We start from the raw sequence: 15,753 nt of genomic DNA on the forward strand, positions 1-15,753 counted from the left end.
GATGGCTTTTGCCATAGCACCTAATTCATCATTAGTCTTAACATCTATCATAGCTGAATCTTTGGTTTTATAGTTGATAAAATCAAAGAAAGAGTTGAGGCCGGTTTGGATTTTTTTTAGTGGGGATAAGTTATAATTGATCATAAATCTTATAACTATAAGAGCTATCACCAAACTTATAGCTCCTATGATAATTTGTTTTATTAAAGCCTCGTTTACTTTTTCCGAATATACCTTTTCCTTTGTTACTGTACATACTTTATATTTAGAATTAAAAGAATTAGTACACATAATCGCTTCCATAACACCTTGCTCATTAGGTATATAAGCAATTGCATTTTCGTTATTGAGTTCCAAAAAATGAGGGTTTGCTCTCATATAAACTGAGATATTCTCGCTTAGTTTGTCTTTTTTACCTATTTTTTCAACTTCTGGATGAAAAAATGCATTTCCTTCTATATCATATATAGCTGTATATGCTTGAGAACTTTTTCCAACAGAAAGCACATCTTTTGAAAATCTCTCCAAATCATAATCTCCACCAACAACACCTATAAATTTGTCATTTTTAAATACGGGCATTGCATATGCAATTTTCATTTTACCATCAGCAAAACTAGAATATGGATCAGAGACAATCAGCCCTCCTTCTTTTTTTGCATTGATATACCATGCTCTTGTTTTTACATCAAATCCTTTGGATTTATCTAAATAAGTATGATCGGATTTATAATGTTTTCCATTTTCTTCTAAAGCAAAATATATAATGTCAAAATTATTTGCTTTTTTAAAAGCCTCTAAAAAATTATATATATTTTCATCATTAGAAAAATCTTGTTTTACTATTTCTTCCGCTAAAGTTGATACTGCTTTTCTTTTTGCATTTGAATAAATAAAAAAAACTTCAGCTGTATCAAGCATTGTCTTTTTTTGTATTTCTTCTAGGTATTCATAAGTATCTTCTTTTATGTTGTAATAACTCAAGCCATTAACACTAACAAGAACTATAATACTTATAATGGCAATTACCAAAGTTAATCTACTCGTGATGCTTTGAAACATTTTTACTCCTTAATATTAAATGTTTTTAATGGAAAACTATATAATTAAAAAAATAAATTTTAGATGAAGAAAAATGTAGAAATATTTTTAATAATAAGTTTTAAATAAAAAATTATAAAGCCTATAAATAGGCTTTATAAAATTAAAGTTTATCTTCATTTTTACTTAAATAATCAGCAACGCCTTTAGGATCAGCTTTCATACCTTCATCACCTTTGTTCCAACCTGCTGGGCAAACTTCACCATGCTCATTAGTAAATAACATAGTATCAACCATTCTAATCATTTCATCAATATTTCTTCCAAGTGGTAAATCATTAACTACCGCATGGCGAATTGTTCCATCAGCATCAAGCAAGAAAGAACCTCTTAAAGCAACTGCTTCTTCAAATAAAACATCAAAATTTCTAGCAATTTGTTTTGTTAAATCAGCTACTAAAGGAAATTTAACTTGGCCTATACCACCTTGATTTACAGGCATATTTTTCCATGCAAAGTGAGAAAATTCATTGTCGCAAGATATACCGATTACTTCAATACCTCTATCTTTAAAATCTTGATATCTTTTATCAAAAGCAATAATTTCAGACGGACAAACAAATGTAAAATCTTTTGGATAGAAAAATACTACAGCACCTTTTGGTCCTATATTTTTATAAAGATTAAAATCTCCAACTATTTCATTATTACCTAATACAGCAGGTGCTGTAAAGTCAATAGCTTTTTTAGTTACTACCATAATTTTATCTCCTAATTAATAAATTTTATTTGTAACAAAATAATATCATTTGTAAATTTAAAAATTTATTAATTGTGTAAAATTACCCATAATTTAATTTTATTATCAAAATTAAAAGATTTTAAGAATAAAATTAAGACAATTTTGATAATCTTATATCCAATATTAATATTAAGGAGTAAAAAATGGCAGTTAAAATTACTGATATTTGTATAGCATGTGGTTCTTGTATAGATGAATGCCCAGTAAGCGCAATCGTAGATGATGCAAACAATCCTGAAGGTGAAGATAGATATTATGTTTATTCTGATAAGTGCGTTGAATGTGTAGGACACAATGATCAGCCAGCCTGTGCAAGTGCTTGTCCAACTGATGGCTGTATTGTATGGAGTGATGTAGTTAGCGGGCAACCAAGCCGTGATAACATCGGAAGTGACTTAAGAGACGGTTCAACTCCGGTATTTGCTTAACAAATTTAATGTAAGTATCTTGATTTCAAGTTACTTACAAACCCTTTAATAACTCTAAACTTTTATATAATTTTAAAGCATTTTTTGGTATAATTAGCTCTTTTATAAATATAAAACTTATTTAAATTAAGGGGACGATTTTGGAAAAAACACTTTCTATTATTAAACCTGATGCAGTTAAAAAAGGTGTTATTGGTCAAATTTTAACACGCTTTGAAAGCAATGGTCTAAGAATAGCAGCAACAAAAAAAATACAGCTTTCAGAAAAAGAAGCTCAAGAATTTTACGCTGTACACAAAGACAGACCTTTTTTCAAAGATTTAGTTGAATTTATGATCAGTGGTCCAGTTGTGGTTTCTGTTTTAGAAGGCGAAAATGCTGTATTAAAAAACAGAGAATTAATGGGTGCTACAAATCCAAAAGAAGCAGCTCCTGGTACTATTAGAGCAGATTTTGCAGATAGTATTGATGCAAATGCGGTTCATGGAAGCGATAGCTTGGAAAATGCAAAAATTGAAATAGAATTTTTCTTTTCAAAAACTGAAATTTTATAATGAAAATTGCCTTTGCAAAACTTAGCTCTGTAGCTTATCCTTTTAAACTAGATCTTGATAATATAGTTTTTGAAGGAACTATTACAAAAGTTAATCCAAAATTAGCAAAAGTAAAAGCTAGTTTTAAAGGATTTACTTATAGAAACTGCGATCGGTGTGGCGATGAAATGGAGCTTGAAATCGATCAAAATGTAGAGCTTTTTGCAAGTGATGGAATTTTTAAAGATGAAAATAACACTTTAAGTGACACTATGGAGTTTTTTGACTCTCATGTAGATTTAATAGAACTTGCCACAAGCGAGTTGCAATCTTATTTAAGTGATTATTTTTATTGTAATAAATGTTTAAATTAATAAAAGGAGTAAAAAATGGCAGTACCTAAGAGAAGAGTGAGCAAAACTCGTGCAGCAAAACGCAGAACTCATTATAAAGTTACCCTACCTATGCCTATAAAAGACAAAGATGGTAGCTATAAAATGCCTCACCGTGTAAATCCAGTAACTAAGGAATATTAATAACGATGACAAGCATTGCTATTGATGCAATGGGAGGTGATTTTGGGGAAAAACCTATTATAGAAGGCGTGATTCAGGCTTTAAAAGAGCGTGAATTTAAAGCTATCTTGGTAGGAGATCCTCAAAAACTTAAAACCTTAATCCCTCAAGAATTAAACTCATATATAGAATATGAAGAGGCTTTTGATGTATTTGCTATGGAAGAAAATTCCACAGATGCATTAAAAAGAAAAGATAGTACTATCTACAAGGCCATAGAACTAGTAAGAAATCAAAAAGCAAAAGCTGTTGTTTCTGCTGGACATAGTGGTGCTACCATGAGTTTAGCCACATTAAGACTTGGAAGATTAGCAAATATTGCTAGACCTGCAATAGCTACCTTAATGCCAAATATCCATTCAAGAACACTTGTATTAGATGTTGGAGCAAATGTTGATTGTAAAAGCGAGCATTTATTTCAATTTGCTATTATGGGCGAAGCCTATGCTAAAGAGATTTTAAAAATTACTAAACCTAGAGTTGCTTTACTATCAAATGGTGAAGAAGAATGTAAGGGAAATGAGCTTACCAAAGAAACTCATCAACTCTTAAAACAACTTCCAAATTTTGTCGGAAATGCCGAAGGTAGAGATATCTTTAATGGCACTATAGATGTATTAGTATGCGATGGGTTTAATGGAAATATTTTACTTAAAACAGGTGAAGGTGTAGCGAGTGTTATTACAAAGCTTCTAAAACAAGAAATTCAAAAATCTTTTTTAGCAAAACTTGGCTATCTTTTAGCAAAACCAGCTTTTAATGAATTAAAAACTCATATTGATTATGAAGAATATGGCGGAGCTCCGCTTTTAGGCATAAAAGAATGTGTCATTATAAGTCATGGAAAAAGTGGTCCAAAAGCTATAAAAAATGCTATTTTTCAAGCATTAAATTTCACACAATCAAATATAAATCAAACTATAGAAAAAGAACTTTCTAATTATGAAATCAACTAAAGCTTCCTTAAAAAGTATAGCTTCTTATATCCCTACAAAAACTCTGAGTAACTTTGACTTAGAAAAAATGGTTCAAACTAGTAATGAATGGATATTAAGAAGAACTGGTATAGAACAAAGACATATAGCAAATGATGATGAGAATACAAGCGATCTTGGCACTAAAGCGGCTATTAAAGCCATACAAAGAGCTAATTTAAATCCTCAAGATATAGATGCGATCATCGTAGCTACTTTAAGCCCTGATTATTTTACCATGCCATCAACTGCGTGCAAAATCGCTCATAATTTAGGCTTAAAAAATATCACTGCTTTTGATATTTCTGCTGCATGCTCAGGGTTTATTTATCTTTTAGAGCTTGCAAAATCTATGGTTGAAAGTGGTGCTAAAAAAAATGTATTAATCATAGGCGCTGAAAAAATTAGCTCTATTATGGATTATACTGATAGAAGCATTTGTGTGTTATTTGGTGATGGAGCTGGTGCTGGGGTTGTGTCATTAGATGATAATTTCCCTATCATAGATACTCATACTGCAAGCGATGGAGAATTTGGAGATTTATTAATGACTCAAAGAGCTCAAAAAAGTAGTATCTGCTCTCCACTTTCCATGCAAATGAAGGGAAATGAAGTATTTAAAATCGCAGTGAATACTCTAAGTAATGATGTTGTTGAAATTCTTACAAAAAATAATATAAAAAGCGAAGAAATTGATCTTTTTATACCTCATCAAGCTAATTTAAGAATTATCAAAGCCGTACAAGAAAAATTAAATTTTAAAGATGAGCAATGTGTAGTTACTGTTCAAAAATATGGCAATACCTCAGCCGCCTCAATTCCTATGGCAATGAATGATGCTTATGAACAAGGTCGTTTAAAACAAGGTTCGCTAGTATTACTTGATGCTTTTGGTGGTGGTTTTACTTGGGGTTCAGCACTACTTCGTTTTGGCGGAGAAAATAACAAATAAGTCTTTTTTGCTTATTTGTTATTTAAAAGTTCCAATTTGATCCAATACAGATTTTTTAGTTTGATTATCCGAAGAATCTACACGAATATAAAATTCAACCCTATTATTTATTTCATCTTCTTTGTTTGCACCTAAAGGATAGTTATCTCCAAAACTAACCACTATAAGTTGAGCTGGATTAATCCCTTTAGCAATCAAATAATCAGCCACAACCTGAGATCTTTTACTTGCTAAATCAAAATTCCTTTTAGGATCTTTATCGCTTGCATCAGTATAACCTCTAAGTTCTATTTGAGCTTGTTTTGGCATTCTTTTTAAAACTTCACTAATACGCTTTAAAAAATCTTGCACATCTGCTGAGTCAATCTCAGTACTACCTCTAGCAAATTCAACTCTTGCAGGCAAATTTAAAACGATATTATTTTCTCTTTGATCTAAAGCTGCTTTTAGTTTTTCTATATTTTCTTGTTGAGTAATACTTAATTTTTTAAGCTTCTCAAGTTCTTCAACATTTGCATTAGATGGTGCACTATATTTATTATGCACTTCACTTTCTTTTTCTAAAGGACTAGAAGCAGTAAATTCAAAAATTTTAACAAATTCAGTTTTTAAGGCTTCAGTTTTAGCAGGATTGCTTTCAGAAATCGCCCAAAGAGCAATGAAAAGTGCCAAAAGCAAACTTAAAAAGTCTGCATAAGGTACAGCCCACTTTTCACCTGCTGGACATTCTGGACATTTATGTTTTTTTCCCATTTTTAACTCTTACTTATCAAACTGAGAAATTCTAGGCTCGCCTTGTCCGAGATAATTAAACAATTTAGCCTCTAAATCTCTAGGATTAGCTCCCTCAGCAATACTCACAATAGCATGTGAGATAACTATCCTTTCTTTGATTAGTTCATGCGCATTAGCTTTAATTTTATGTCCCCAAGGACCAAATAAAGCATAAGCACCAAAAATCCCAGTTACTGTTGCAGTAAATGCCCCTGCAATACCTGCTGCCATAGCTTGAGGATCATCTAAAAGTTGCAATGCAAGCATAAGCCCCATAACCGCACCAACAAGACCCATAGTAGGGCAAGTCTCACCAAAGCGTATCCAGTATTCAGCAGTTTCTTTATAGTATTCTTCCATTTCTTCTATTTGGATTTCCATGCTTTCTTTAATCTCCTCTACACTCTTACCATCAACCATCATCATCATAGTTTCTTTTAAAAACTCATTATCAATTTCATTAGTTTTTGATTCTAAAGCCAAAAGCCCATCTCTTCTTGCTATGATAGAGTATTCTACAAGCTCAGCTATCCTTTGACTTAAATTTACCCCTGCACCTTTAAAGGCAAGTTTTAATTCTTTATAAGCTGCTTTAACAAATTTTTTATGCGTTGCTGTCATCGCACAAAAAGCCGCAGTTGGAACCACGATCAAAAACGAACTTAAGTGCAAAACATGCAAAGGGTTACCGCCCTCTAAAATATCCCCTACAGAAATACTAACAACAGCTAATACCATCCCAAGTATGGTTGAAAGATCCATTAGTTATTCTCCTTATTTTAATGCGCCCCAATTTTTGGCAATACTTGATGAAGTTTTTAATTTAACTTTTAATTTTACAATATTTTCCATAATATCACTAGCATTTTTTGCAAATTCCTCGCAAAGTTCATCTTTTACTTCAAAAATAAGCTCATCATGAATTTGTAAAATCAAGCGTTTATTTTCATCTAAGTCTTTTGCAATTTCTATCATTGCAAGTTTTATTATATCGGCAGCAGAGCCTTGAAGTGTAGAGTTAATACTCTCTCTTTCATACATTGCCACATGCATAGGCTTTGCATTTTCAAAATCAAAATAACGCTTACGACCTAGCAAAGTCTTTATAAAACCATTTTGCTTAGCTTCATTTTTTACCTTTTCAAAATAAGTTTTAATGCTAGTAAAATTCTCAAAATATTTTTCAATATATTCTTTAGCTAATTTTGCTTCTATTTTTAAATTTTGACTCAAAGTCTTATAACCCATGCCATAAATAAGACCAAAATTTATACTTTTAGCAATACTTCTTGTTTCATAATCACTATGATTAAAAATCATAATAGCAGTTTTTGCATGAATATCCTCATCATTTGAAAACGCTTCTAGTAATTTCTCATCTTCACTAAAATGCGCTAGCATTCTAAGCTCAATTTGTGAATAATCAAGCGAGATAAAACTAAATCCTTCTTTTGCTACAAAACAGGATTTATAATCTTTAGCATATTGACCATGAGCAGGGATATTTTGTAAATTTGGATCTTTTGATGAAAGGCGTCCAGTTGCAGTACCAGTTTGCAAAAAGCTTGAATAAATTCTTGAGTTTTCATCTTTTTTAGCTAATTTTAACAAAGGTTCACAATAAGTAGAAACTAATTTTGCAAGCTCTCTATAGGCTAAAATTTCTTTTACAATCGGATGGTTATCTAAAATAGCATTTAAAACCTTTTCATCAGTAGAATAACCTGTTTTACTTTTTTTACCACTTGGTAGTTTTAGTTTTTCAAATAAAATATCCCCTACTTGTTTTGGAGAGTTGATATTAAATTTTTCACCCGCCAAATCATATATTTTTTCACTTAGTATTTTAATATCTTGATTAAAACTTTGCATTAAGCTTTCAAGCTTTTGAGTATCAAGTTTAATGCCATTATTTTCCATCATAATAAGCACTTTGATAAATTCAAACTCACTTTTTTGTGCAAGCTCAAACAAAGGCTTTTCTAAATTTTTTAAAAAATACAAATAAAATCTTAAAGTGATATAAGCATCCTCGGCTGCATATTTACAAGCTTTTTCTACGTCCACTCCTGCAAAGCTTTCTCCTTTTTTTACCAAGTCTTCAAAATGCAAAGTCTCATAATCAAACAATCTTTTTGCTAAATCATCCATATTTACACGCAAACTTGGCTCTTTAAGCCATGCAAGTATCATAGTATCAGCATAATTTTTTGGAGGAAGTAAATTAAAATTATTTTTTATAATCTCAAAATCATATTTAAGATTATGTCCTATAACTGTGCTTTGATAGATTTTTTCTATGCCTTTTTTGGCCACTTGCATAGAAATTTGCTTACAAACTCCTAAATAATCATGCGCAAGTGGCACATAAAAGGCTTCACTTTCATGAAAACAAAAGCTAAACCCTACTATCTTAGCTTCTTTAGTATCTAAGCCCGTAGTTTCAGTGTCAAAAGCAACAATGCTTTGATCATCAATTTTTTCTAAAATTTCAAATAATTCTTTCTCATCTAAAATTAATCTTGCATTAAATCCTAAATTTTTATCTTTATTAGTAGGATTAGTGCGTAGCTTTTTTAATAAAGCATTTAATTCATAATACTCCAAAACATCCATAATCTTAAGCAAAGGTTCATCTTTTGGATACTCACAATTTAAAAGCATATTTTTCACATCTAAATCTTCGTACAAAGAAGCAAGTTTTTTACTCAAAAAGGCATTTTCTTTACCTTCAAGAAGCAAATTTCTATTTCTTTCATTACGCACTAGTGTTAAGTTTTCATAAATTCCCTCAATACTTTCAAACTCATCAAGTAAATTCTTAGCACCCTTAGCACCAATTCCTTTTACCCCAGGGATATTATCTGAGCTATCTCCACATAGAGCTAAAAAATCTCTTATTTGGCTAGGTTTTACCCCATATTTTTCCAAACATCCTGCTTCATTGTAATCATTTTTTGAAATAGGACTATAAATACTAACTTTATTATCTTTTATAAGTTGATACAAATCTTTATCTTGAGTGATAATTCTTATAAAAATATCCTTATTTTCACACTCTTTAACCAAAGATGCTATGATATCATCAGCCTCATAGCCTTCGCAAGAAAAACTTGAAAAACCCATTTTTTCTATCATTTGAATGCAAATTGGAATTTGAGCTAATAAATCAGGTGGAGGCGGAGTACGGTTGATTTTATAATTTGGATCAATTTCACTTCTAAAAGTTTTTCCTTTGCTATCAAGAGTAAAAATAATCATATCACTAGGATGTTCATTTTTCAAACTATAAATAAAATTAGCAAAACCGCTAATCATATTACTAGGTTCGCCTTTTGAATTTTTCAAACCCTTTAAAGCATAAAAAAGTCTAAAGAAAAAGCCAAAAGTATCAATTATGGTTAAAGTTTTCATTTTTTTCCTATATTAAAAAAATAATAACAATAATTATCGCCCAAAATTATTTAAAAGTCGGTAAAAAGTATTAAATTTCCATTTTAAGCATTTTAGATAAAATTATCATTTTGAAATTTCAAATAAAGGTTTAATCTTGCAAACAAAATCAATCGCGGATGAAAATTTTCAAACTCCACAAGGAAAAAAAGCCTTCAAAAAGGCTGTGTTTTCGTGTTGGCTAGGAACTGCTATGGAATATGCAGATTTTGCACTTTATGGCTTAGCTGCAGCTACTGTTTTTTCAGAAGTTTTCTTTCCTGAGCAAACTCCTGTTATAGCATTATTGCTTAGTTTTGTTACTTATGGTATAGGTTTTATTGCTAGACCTATTGGAGCTTTATTTTTTGGATATTTAGGAGATAAATACGGAAGAAAAAATGTATTGATGAGCACCATTGCATTAATGGGTATTTCAACTACTTTAATTGGTTTTATACCAAGTTATGCAGTAATTGGAATTTGGGCTCCTATATGTTTGGTTATTTTGCGTTTTATGCAAGGCTTTGGCGCAGGTGCTGAGCTTTCAGGTGGAACTGTCATGCTTGGAGAATATGCTCCTAGTAAGCATAGAGGTTTAATCTCTTCTATCATCGCTCTTGGATCAAATAGTGGAACCTTGCTTGCAGCTTTTGTATGGCTTTTAGTTACAAGCATGGATGATGCTAGTTTCAAAGAATGGGGATGGAGAATTCCTTTTATAGGAAGTATTTTTATAGCACTTTTTGCTGTTTATATGCGTTTAAATGTAAAAGAAACTCCTGTTTTTGAAAAACAAAAAGAATTAATGCTAAAAATTCGTCATGAAAATGAAGCACATATGAAAAAAGATGAAAGAACTTTTTGGCAAAAAAGTCGTGCATTTTGGACTATGGTGGGTATAAGGATAGGAGAAAATGGGCCATCTTATCTTGCACAAGGCTTTATAGTAGGCTATGTAACTAAAATTTTACTTCTTGATAAATCAGTAGCCACAACTGCTGTTGTTATCGCTTCTTTAGTAGGATTTTTAGTTATACCTTTAGCAGGATATTTAAGTGATAAATTTGGAAGGCGTATTACTTATAGAACCTTTTGCTTGCTTTTAATGCTTTATGCTTTTCCTGCTTTTATGCTACTTGATAGTAAAAATGAAATTATTGTAATTTTAACTATCATCGTAGGTATGTCTTTGGCATCTTTAGGAATTTTTGGCGTACAAGCTGCGTGGGGTGTGGAGCTTTTTGGAGCAAAAAATCGCTATACCAAAATGGCACTAGCAAAAGAATTTGGCTCTATACTTTCAGGAGGAACCGCTCCTATGATAGCTTCAGCTTTGCTTGCTTATTATGGCACTTGGTGGCCAATAGCCTTGTATTTTGTTATCACCGCGGGAATTGGTTTTATCACAACTTTCTTTGCACCAGAAACTAGAGGTAGGGATTTAAATTTAATAGAAGATGCGATATGATACGCCTTATTTTAGATACTGATATAGGCAATGGAATAGCAGGGGCTAATACCGATGATGGTTTAGCCCTTGGACTTATTTTAGCCTCCAAAGAAATCAAACTTGAGATGATTAGCACTTTAAGTGGTAATGTACAAGCTTTAACCGCTTATAGTGTTGCTAAAGATTTATTAAATAAGCTTAATCTAGATATACCTTTGTATTTAGGTGCCCATGAAGCTTTATGTGAAGATGGTCATTTTTGGAGACAAAGACTAGATAAAAGCGTAGAAGAGTTTAAGCTTACTCATCTTTGGAATCATATAAAACCTATAAAAATCTTAGAAAACATAAGCCCAAATGCTTGTATGAAAATGGGTGAGCTTATTATGCAAAACCCAGGTGAAATTTCAATTTGCGCTATAGGACCTTTAACAAATATAGCCATAGCGATGAAGCTTTTTAAAGACTTTGATAAAAATGTGAAAGAAATTTTTATCATGGGTGGAAGTTTTGATATGCCTTATCATATCAAAGATACAAATTTTGGCTTTGATCCTGAAGCTGCTAGTATGGTTTTAAACTCAAGAGCTAAAATCACACTTGTTCCTTATAATGCAACAATGCAAACTATGCTCACACATGAAGATTTAAATGCTTTAGAAAATCAAAATCCTCTTTGTGATTTTTTAGTACAGACTTTAAGAATTTGGATTGATTATGCAAGCAAAACAAGAGGTACAAATGGCACATGGATACATGATGCATTAACTATTGCTTATATACTTGATCCTAATTTAGCAAATTTTGATGAGTATTTAGTAGATGTCATTTGTGATAGTACTTTTGCTAGAGGAAGCACGATAAGGTGTTTTAAAGATGCAAAAATGCCTATGAAAAATCATAAATTAAAAAACACTATAAAAGTTTTAAAAGATATTAATAATACTAGACTTTTAAAACTTTTAAAATCAAGACTTTTAAATGGAATTTGCTATGAAAATTACAAAAGCATAACGACTTAATTTACCCAAGGCTATAAAAATACTTGCTTTTAAAAAAGAATACTTAGCAAATCCAAGCCCTAGTGCAAAAAGATCTCCCACTATGGGCAAAAAAGTAAAAAAAGCATATAAGGAACCAAATTTTTTAAAGTTTGCATTGATTTTTTCTAATTTACACAAAGAGCCTTTAAAATATTTTTCTAAAATTTGACTCTCTCCAAAATAAGCTAACGCATAAGTACTCAAACTACCCAAAGTATTCCCCAAACTTGCGACAAATAAAACCATACAAGCATTAAAATCTAATTTTACAAAAGCAAGTACAAAAGCTTCACTTGCCATAGGCAAAAGCGTGCTAGAGAGAAAACATACTATAAAAAGCCCTATATAGCTTATGTCATTATATAAAAAATCAAACATTACAAATTTTCTTAGTATTTATTTTCTGAACTATCATTTTAAAGAATTTTTAATAATAATTATCTTAGAATGTAAAGTCATTTGGCAATTTTTTAAAAGGAAAACTATGGAAAGGAAAAAATTTTCTAAACTAAATTTAGAATATTCATTTAACAAAGCTTCTTTTTCTTGGCGTTAAGCCTGCTACTACATTTTCAATCATTTTTTATTTTACATTTTTAGTTTTAGTTGATCATTTTTGATTTTAAATTATTAATCATTCCTAAGGAAATACTATGAAAAAATATTATGGAAAATTTGGTGGGCAATTTGTGCCAAATGAAGTAAAAATAGCATTAGATGAAGTAGAAAAAGCTTTTTTAAAACTCAAAAAAGATAAAGATTTTAACACAAAATTAAAAGAACTCTTAGCTAATTATGTGGGAAGACCTACGCCTTTATACCATGCTAAAAATTTAAGCAAGCTTTATAATCATGAAATTTATTTAAAAAGAGAAGACTTAACTCACACAGGAGCTCATAAGATCAACAATGCCATAGCTCAAGCCTTAATGGCAAAGAAAATGAATAAGAAAAAAATTATTGCAGAAACCGGAGCAGGACAACACGGGCTTGCAACCGCTACTGCAGCAGCACTTTTGGGACTTAAATGTGAGATATTTATGGGAGCTATTGATGTAAAAAGACAAGCCTTAAATGTCTATAAAATGGAGCTTTTAGGAGCAAAAGTTCATGCGGTAGAAAGTGGAAGTAAAACTTTAAACGATGCAGTGGATGAGGCTTTAAATTTTTGGGTTAAAAACACCAAAGAAGTATTTTATGTAGTAGGAAGTGCAGTAGGGCCTTATCCTTATCCGCAAATTGTTACGCATTTTCAAAGTATTATAGGTAAAGAATGCAAAATACAACTTAGAAAATTAAATAAAAAAGTTGATTACATCATAGCAGCAGCTGGAGGTGGTAGCAATGCTGCTGGAATTTTTCATGCATTTTTAAAAGATGAAAAAGTTAAACTCATAGGCGTTGAAGCAGCAGGTTTAGGTAAAGATACACCTTATCATGCAGCCACACTTACTAAAGGTAAAGAGGGTATTATCCATGGTATGAAAACTAAGGTTTTACAAGATGATAAAGGAAACATTGCTCATACTTTTAGTATTTCTGCTGGGCTTGATTACCCTGGTATAGGTCCTTTGCATGCATATTTACAAGAAAGTAAAAGAGCAAGTTATCATGCTATTAGTGATGATGAGTGTATTAATGCTTTAAAATTATTGTGCAAAGAAGAAGGTATTATACCCGCTATTGAAAGCTCACATGCATTAGCTTATTTAGAAAAACTTTGTCCGACTTTAAAAAATAAAAGTGTGATAATTGTAAATCTTTCAGGAAGAGGCGATAAAGATATGCAAAGTATTTATGAATATAAAAAGGGTAAAATTTATGGCTAATTTTTAAATTCCAATAACTCCTTTTTATTAAGATAATTTTTAACATTTTTTTAATAAAATTTTATCAAATATAAATAAAAAAGGAGTTAATATGGAATTTAGCATATTAGTTTTATTAGCAATTTCTATCTTGTTAATACTTATTAAACCAGAAAAAGAAAAATTAATTTTTGGAATTTTCCTTTGCGGTGCTTTATTAAATTATTTTATGTATTTAGTAGCTAGCTTTGACTCTATTATCCCAAGTGGCAATTGGTAAGGAGAAATAATTATGAATGCCTATTTAAGCAAAAATGATCAATATTTTTACTTTTTTATGACCTCTGCCGTTTTACTTATTCTAACAATACCGGTAGGATTTGCAAATATGTATTTAGGATATTTTCATAATGAATCTCCTTGCACACTTTGCTGGTTTGAACGTATTGGTATGATCGTAATTGGTGTTCTTGGAATGCTTATATTACGATATGGTCCTCAAATAAAATATATTGTTTGTGTATTTTTATTTGCAGGATATGGAATCTATATGGGAGTTCGTCATACAGCCAGTTGGTGGCAAAGAGATATTGGTATAGGTTTAGGAGACAAATTAGTAGGAGCTCATACTTATACTTGGGCTGTTGTTGTATATTGGTGTGTTGTTATAGTAATGGGGCTTGCTTTATTATTTATAAGAAAAAATAGCTCTATGATGGAAGATCTTGCTAATAAAGAAATTAAAGTTAAAACTTTAAACACTTATTCAAAATTTGTTATTATTATATCTTTCATAGTAGTTTGCTCTAATGCTTTTCAAGCTTTAATAATAAATGGTTTACCTCCTTATACAGGAAAATCAAATCCTGATCGTTTAACTTTTGATATGAATATCATGAGTAAAACTTGGACTACAGAAGTTTGGGGAAGACTTAGTAAATTTAATCTTTTAGGCAAAAATGTTCCAGAAGATGTTTTTATTAAAGATTTAGTAGAGCCAAAAAGATTAAATTTTGAAAAAAATATCTCTAGTGGAGCTTTTGAAATTTCAAAAAGTATAAAGATGTTAGATACTTATGAAATACAAATACCAGAACTAGAAAAATTCAAACACATCAATGCTATAGCTTATAATAAAAATAACGATGAATTTGCTCTCGTAACTAATGAAATGGCTGTATCATACACTAAAGATTTTAAACAATCTAATGGTTTTGTTTTGTTTGATAAAACAAATGGAAATGATATGAGATATATTGTCGATGCTACTTTTATAGGAAATAAGTTTGTCATTGGAGCAGCAAATAAAACTTTCACAGGAACAGAAAAAACAGATGCTTCTATTGATGAAATGCTAGAATGGCAAACTTTTAAAAAAACAACAAAAAATATAGCACCTGCATTTTTTACTAAAAAAAATGAAAATTGGTTTGAGCCTTCAAGAAAATATATTTTAACCATAAGAGCAAAGCAAAACTATATACACTCTTATGCTAATGATGGTAAATTTTTATATTTAATCACAGTTCCAAACAAATTTAGCAAAAAACTTATTTTATCTTATGCGAGTACTAAAGACTATTTGTTAAGCGGAGAAAAAATACTTGAAGTTGATGAAAACTTAAAACTCAAAGATGGTAGAAATATCAATGACTATTATATAGTAGGTGCAGATATTATAGGGGATAAAATGTTAGCATTAAGTTTAAATTACAGCACCTTACTTGTAATTGATTATAAAAATGCAAAAATAATCGATGCTTATGAAATTCAAGGACTTAATAATCCAAAATCTCTAGCTATAAAAAATAATACTATCTATATTTTAGATCGTACAAATGATAAAAAAGATGTTATAAAAACTTATAAAAACCCTTTATAAGTTTTCCTGCCTTTTTATGGGCAGGAATTTTCAAACATCACTTAAGTAAGTTGCGT

Annotated in this window: 17 protein-coding genes; 11 read left to right on the plus strand and 6 right to left on the minus strand. The window is 30.6% G+C overall.

The annotated features are described in order from the left end of the window. On the minus strand, positions 1-1,062 hold a 1,062-nt coding region (locus tag ACOTVC_RS03235; RefSeq protein WP_421627701.1), incomplete at its 3' end, for a cache domain-containing protein. Between the two features lie 142 nt (positions 1,063-1,204). Then, on the minus strand, positions 1,205-1,801 hold the full coding sequence (locus ACOTVC_RS03240; RefSeq protein ID WP_039642235.1) for a peroxiredoxin: 597 nt from the start codon (positions 1,799-1,801) through the stop codon (positions 1,205-1,207). Between the two features lie 185 nt (positions 1,802-1,986). Here ACOTVC_RS03240 and ACOTVC_RS03245 point away from each other — a divergent pair, with 185 nt between their 5' ends. The 6 genes from ACOTVC_RS03245 to ACOTVC_RS03270 all read left to right on the plus strand — a co-directional run bounded on the left by ACOTVC_RS03245 (position 1,987) and on the right by ACOTVC_RS03270 (position 5,305). Further along, entirely contained in the window at positions 1,987-2,271 is a 285-nt protein-coding gene (locus ACOTVC_RS03245) for a ferredoxin, 4Fe-4S (protein WP_039642237.1), read from the plus strand. Between the two features lie 140 nt (positions 2,272-2,411). Next, a complete protein-coding gene (gene ndk / locus ACOTVC_RS03250; protein ID WP_039642239.1) occupies positions 2,412-2,825 on the plus strand; it encodes a nucleoside-diphosphate kinase in 414 nt (137 codons plus the stop codon). After that, positions 2,825-3,178 carry a hypothetical protein gene (locus ACOTVC_RS03255; RefSeq protein WP_039619169.1) on the plus strand — a complete coding sequence of 118 codons (354 nt, stop codon included), beginning with the start codon at positions 2,825-2,827 and terminating at the stop codon, positions 3,176-3,178. The genes ndk and ACOTVC_RS03255 overlap by 1 nt, the downstream gene beginning before the upstream one ends. A gap of 15 nt (positions 3,179-3,193) precedes the next feature. Further along, positions 3,194-3,340, plus strand: coding sequence for a 50S ribosomal protein L32 (gene rpmF, locus ACOTVC_RS03260; RefSeq protein WP_012662034.1), 147 nt, complete (start codon positions 3,194-3,196; stop codon positions 3,338-3,340). 5 nt (positions 3,341-3,345) lie between these two features. Further along, complete coding sequence (plsX, locus tag ACOTVC_RS03265; protein ID WP_039628955.1) at positions 3,346-4,335, plus strand: phosphate acyltransferase PlsX; 990 nt, start codon at positions 3,346-3,348, stop codon at positions 4,333-4,335. After that, entirely contained in the window at positions 4,322-5,305 is a 984-nt protein-coding gene (locus ACOTVC_RS03270; protein WP_039628956.1) for a beta-ketoacyl-ACP synthase III, read from the plus strand. Before plsX ends, ACOTVC_RS03270 begins: the two co-directional genes overlap by 14 nt. An 18-nt stretch (positions 5,306-5,323) precedes the next feature. Here the strand turns inward: ACOTVC_RS03270 and motB are convergent, their stop codons facing one another. Genes motB through polA form a run of 3 tightly spaced genes read right to left on the minus strand, consistent with a single transcriptional unit; the run spans position 5,324 to position 9,493 of the window. Next, positions 5,324-6,058, minus strand: coding sequence for a flagellar motor protein MotB (motB, locus tag ACOTVC_RS03275; RefSeq protein WP_214115031.1), 735 nt, complete (start codon positions 6,056-6,058; stop codon positions 5,324-5,326). A gap of 9 nt (positions 6,059-6,067) precedes the next feature. Continuing rightward, positions 6,068-6,841 (minus strand): flagellar motor stator protein MotA, encoded by a 774-nt coding sequence (gene motA / locus ACOTVC_RS03280; protein ID WP_039619177.1) that lies wholly within the window; start codon positions 6,839-6,841, stop codon positions 6,068-6,070. A gap of 12 nt (positions 6,842-6,853) precedes the next feature. Next, the gene (gene polA, locus ACOTVC_RS03285; protein WP_421627703.1) at positions 6,854-9,493 is read right to left on the minus strand and encodes a DNA polymerase I; all 2,640 of its coding nucleotides are present in this window, start codon (positions 9,491-9,493) and stop codon (positions 6,854-6,856) included. Positions 9,494-9,626: 133 nt separating this feature from the next. Between polA and ACOTVC_RS03290 the strand changes: the two genes are divergently transcribed. After that, on the plus strand, positions 9,627-10,982 hold the full coding sequence (locus ACOTVC_RS03290; RefSeq protein WP_263684051.1) for an MFS transporter: 1,356 nt from the start codon (positions 9,627-9,629) through the stop codon (positions 10,980-10,982). Next, positions 10,982-11,986, plus strand: coding sequence for a nucleoside hydrolase (locus ACOTVC_RS03295; protein WP_421627757.1), 1,005 nt, complete (start codon positions 10,982-10,984; stop codon positions 11,984-11,986). The genes ACOTVC_RS03290 and ACOTVC_RS03295 overlap by 1 nt, the downstream gene beginning before the upstream one ends. Here the strand turns inward: ACOTVC_RS03295 and ACOTVC_RS03300 are convergent. Further along, a complete protein-coding gene (locus ACOTVC_RS03300; RefSeq protein WP_039642251.1) occupies positions 11,942-12,385 on the minus strand; it encodes a YqaA family protein in 444 nt (147 codons plus the stop codon). The two genes, ACOTVC_RS03295 and ACOTVC_RS03300, sit on opposite strands and share 45 nt — an antisense overlap. A 275-nt stretch (positions 12,386-12,660) precedes the next feature. Between ACOTVC_RS03300 and trpB the strand changes: the two genes are divergently transcribed. The 3 genes from trpB (at position 12,661) to ACOTVC_RS03315 (ending at position 15,697) form a co-directional block, all read left to right on the plus strand. Beyond that, positions 12,661-13,836, plus strand: coding sequence for a tryptophan synthase subunit beta (trpB, locus tag ACOTVC_RS03305; protein ID WP_421627705.1), 1,176 nt, complete (start codon positions 12,661-12,663; stop codon positions 13,834-13,836). 91 nt (positions 13,837-13,927) lie between these two features. Beyond that, positions 13,928-14,095, plus strand: coding sequence for a hypothetical protein (locus ACOTVC_RS03310; RefSeq protein ID WP_158100222.1), 168 nt, complete (start codon positions 13,928-13,930; stop codon positions 14,093-14,095). Between the two features lie 12 nt (positions 14,096-14,107). Next, positions 14,108-15,697: a disulfide bond formation protein B gene (locus ACOTVC_RS03315; RefSeq protein WP_421627707.1), complete on the plus strand. Its 1,590-nt coding sequence runs from the start codon at positions 14,108-14,110 to the stop codon at positions 15,695-15,697. Positions 15,698-15,753 lie beyond the last annotated feature (56 nt).

It is taken from the genome of Campylobacter sp. GB48 (assembly GCF_049221845.1).
In the GTDB taxonomy this organism is placed as follows: Bacteria; Campylobacterota; Campylobacteria; order Campylobacterales; family Campylobacteraceae; genus Campylobacter_D; species Campylobacter_D lari_C.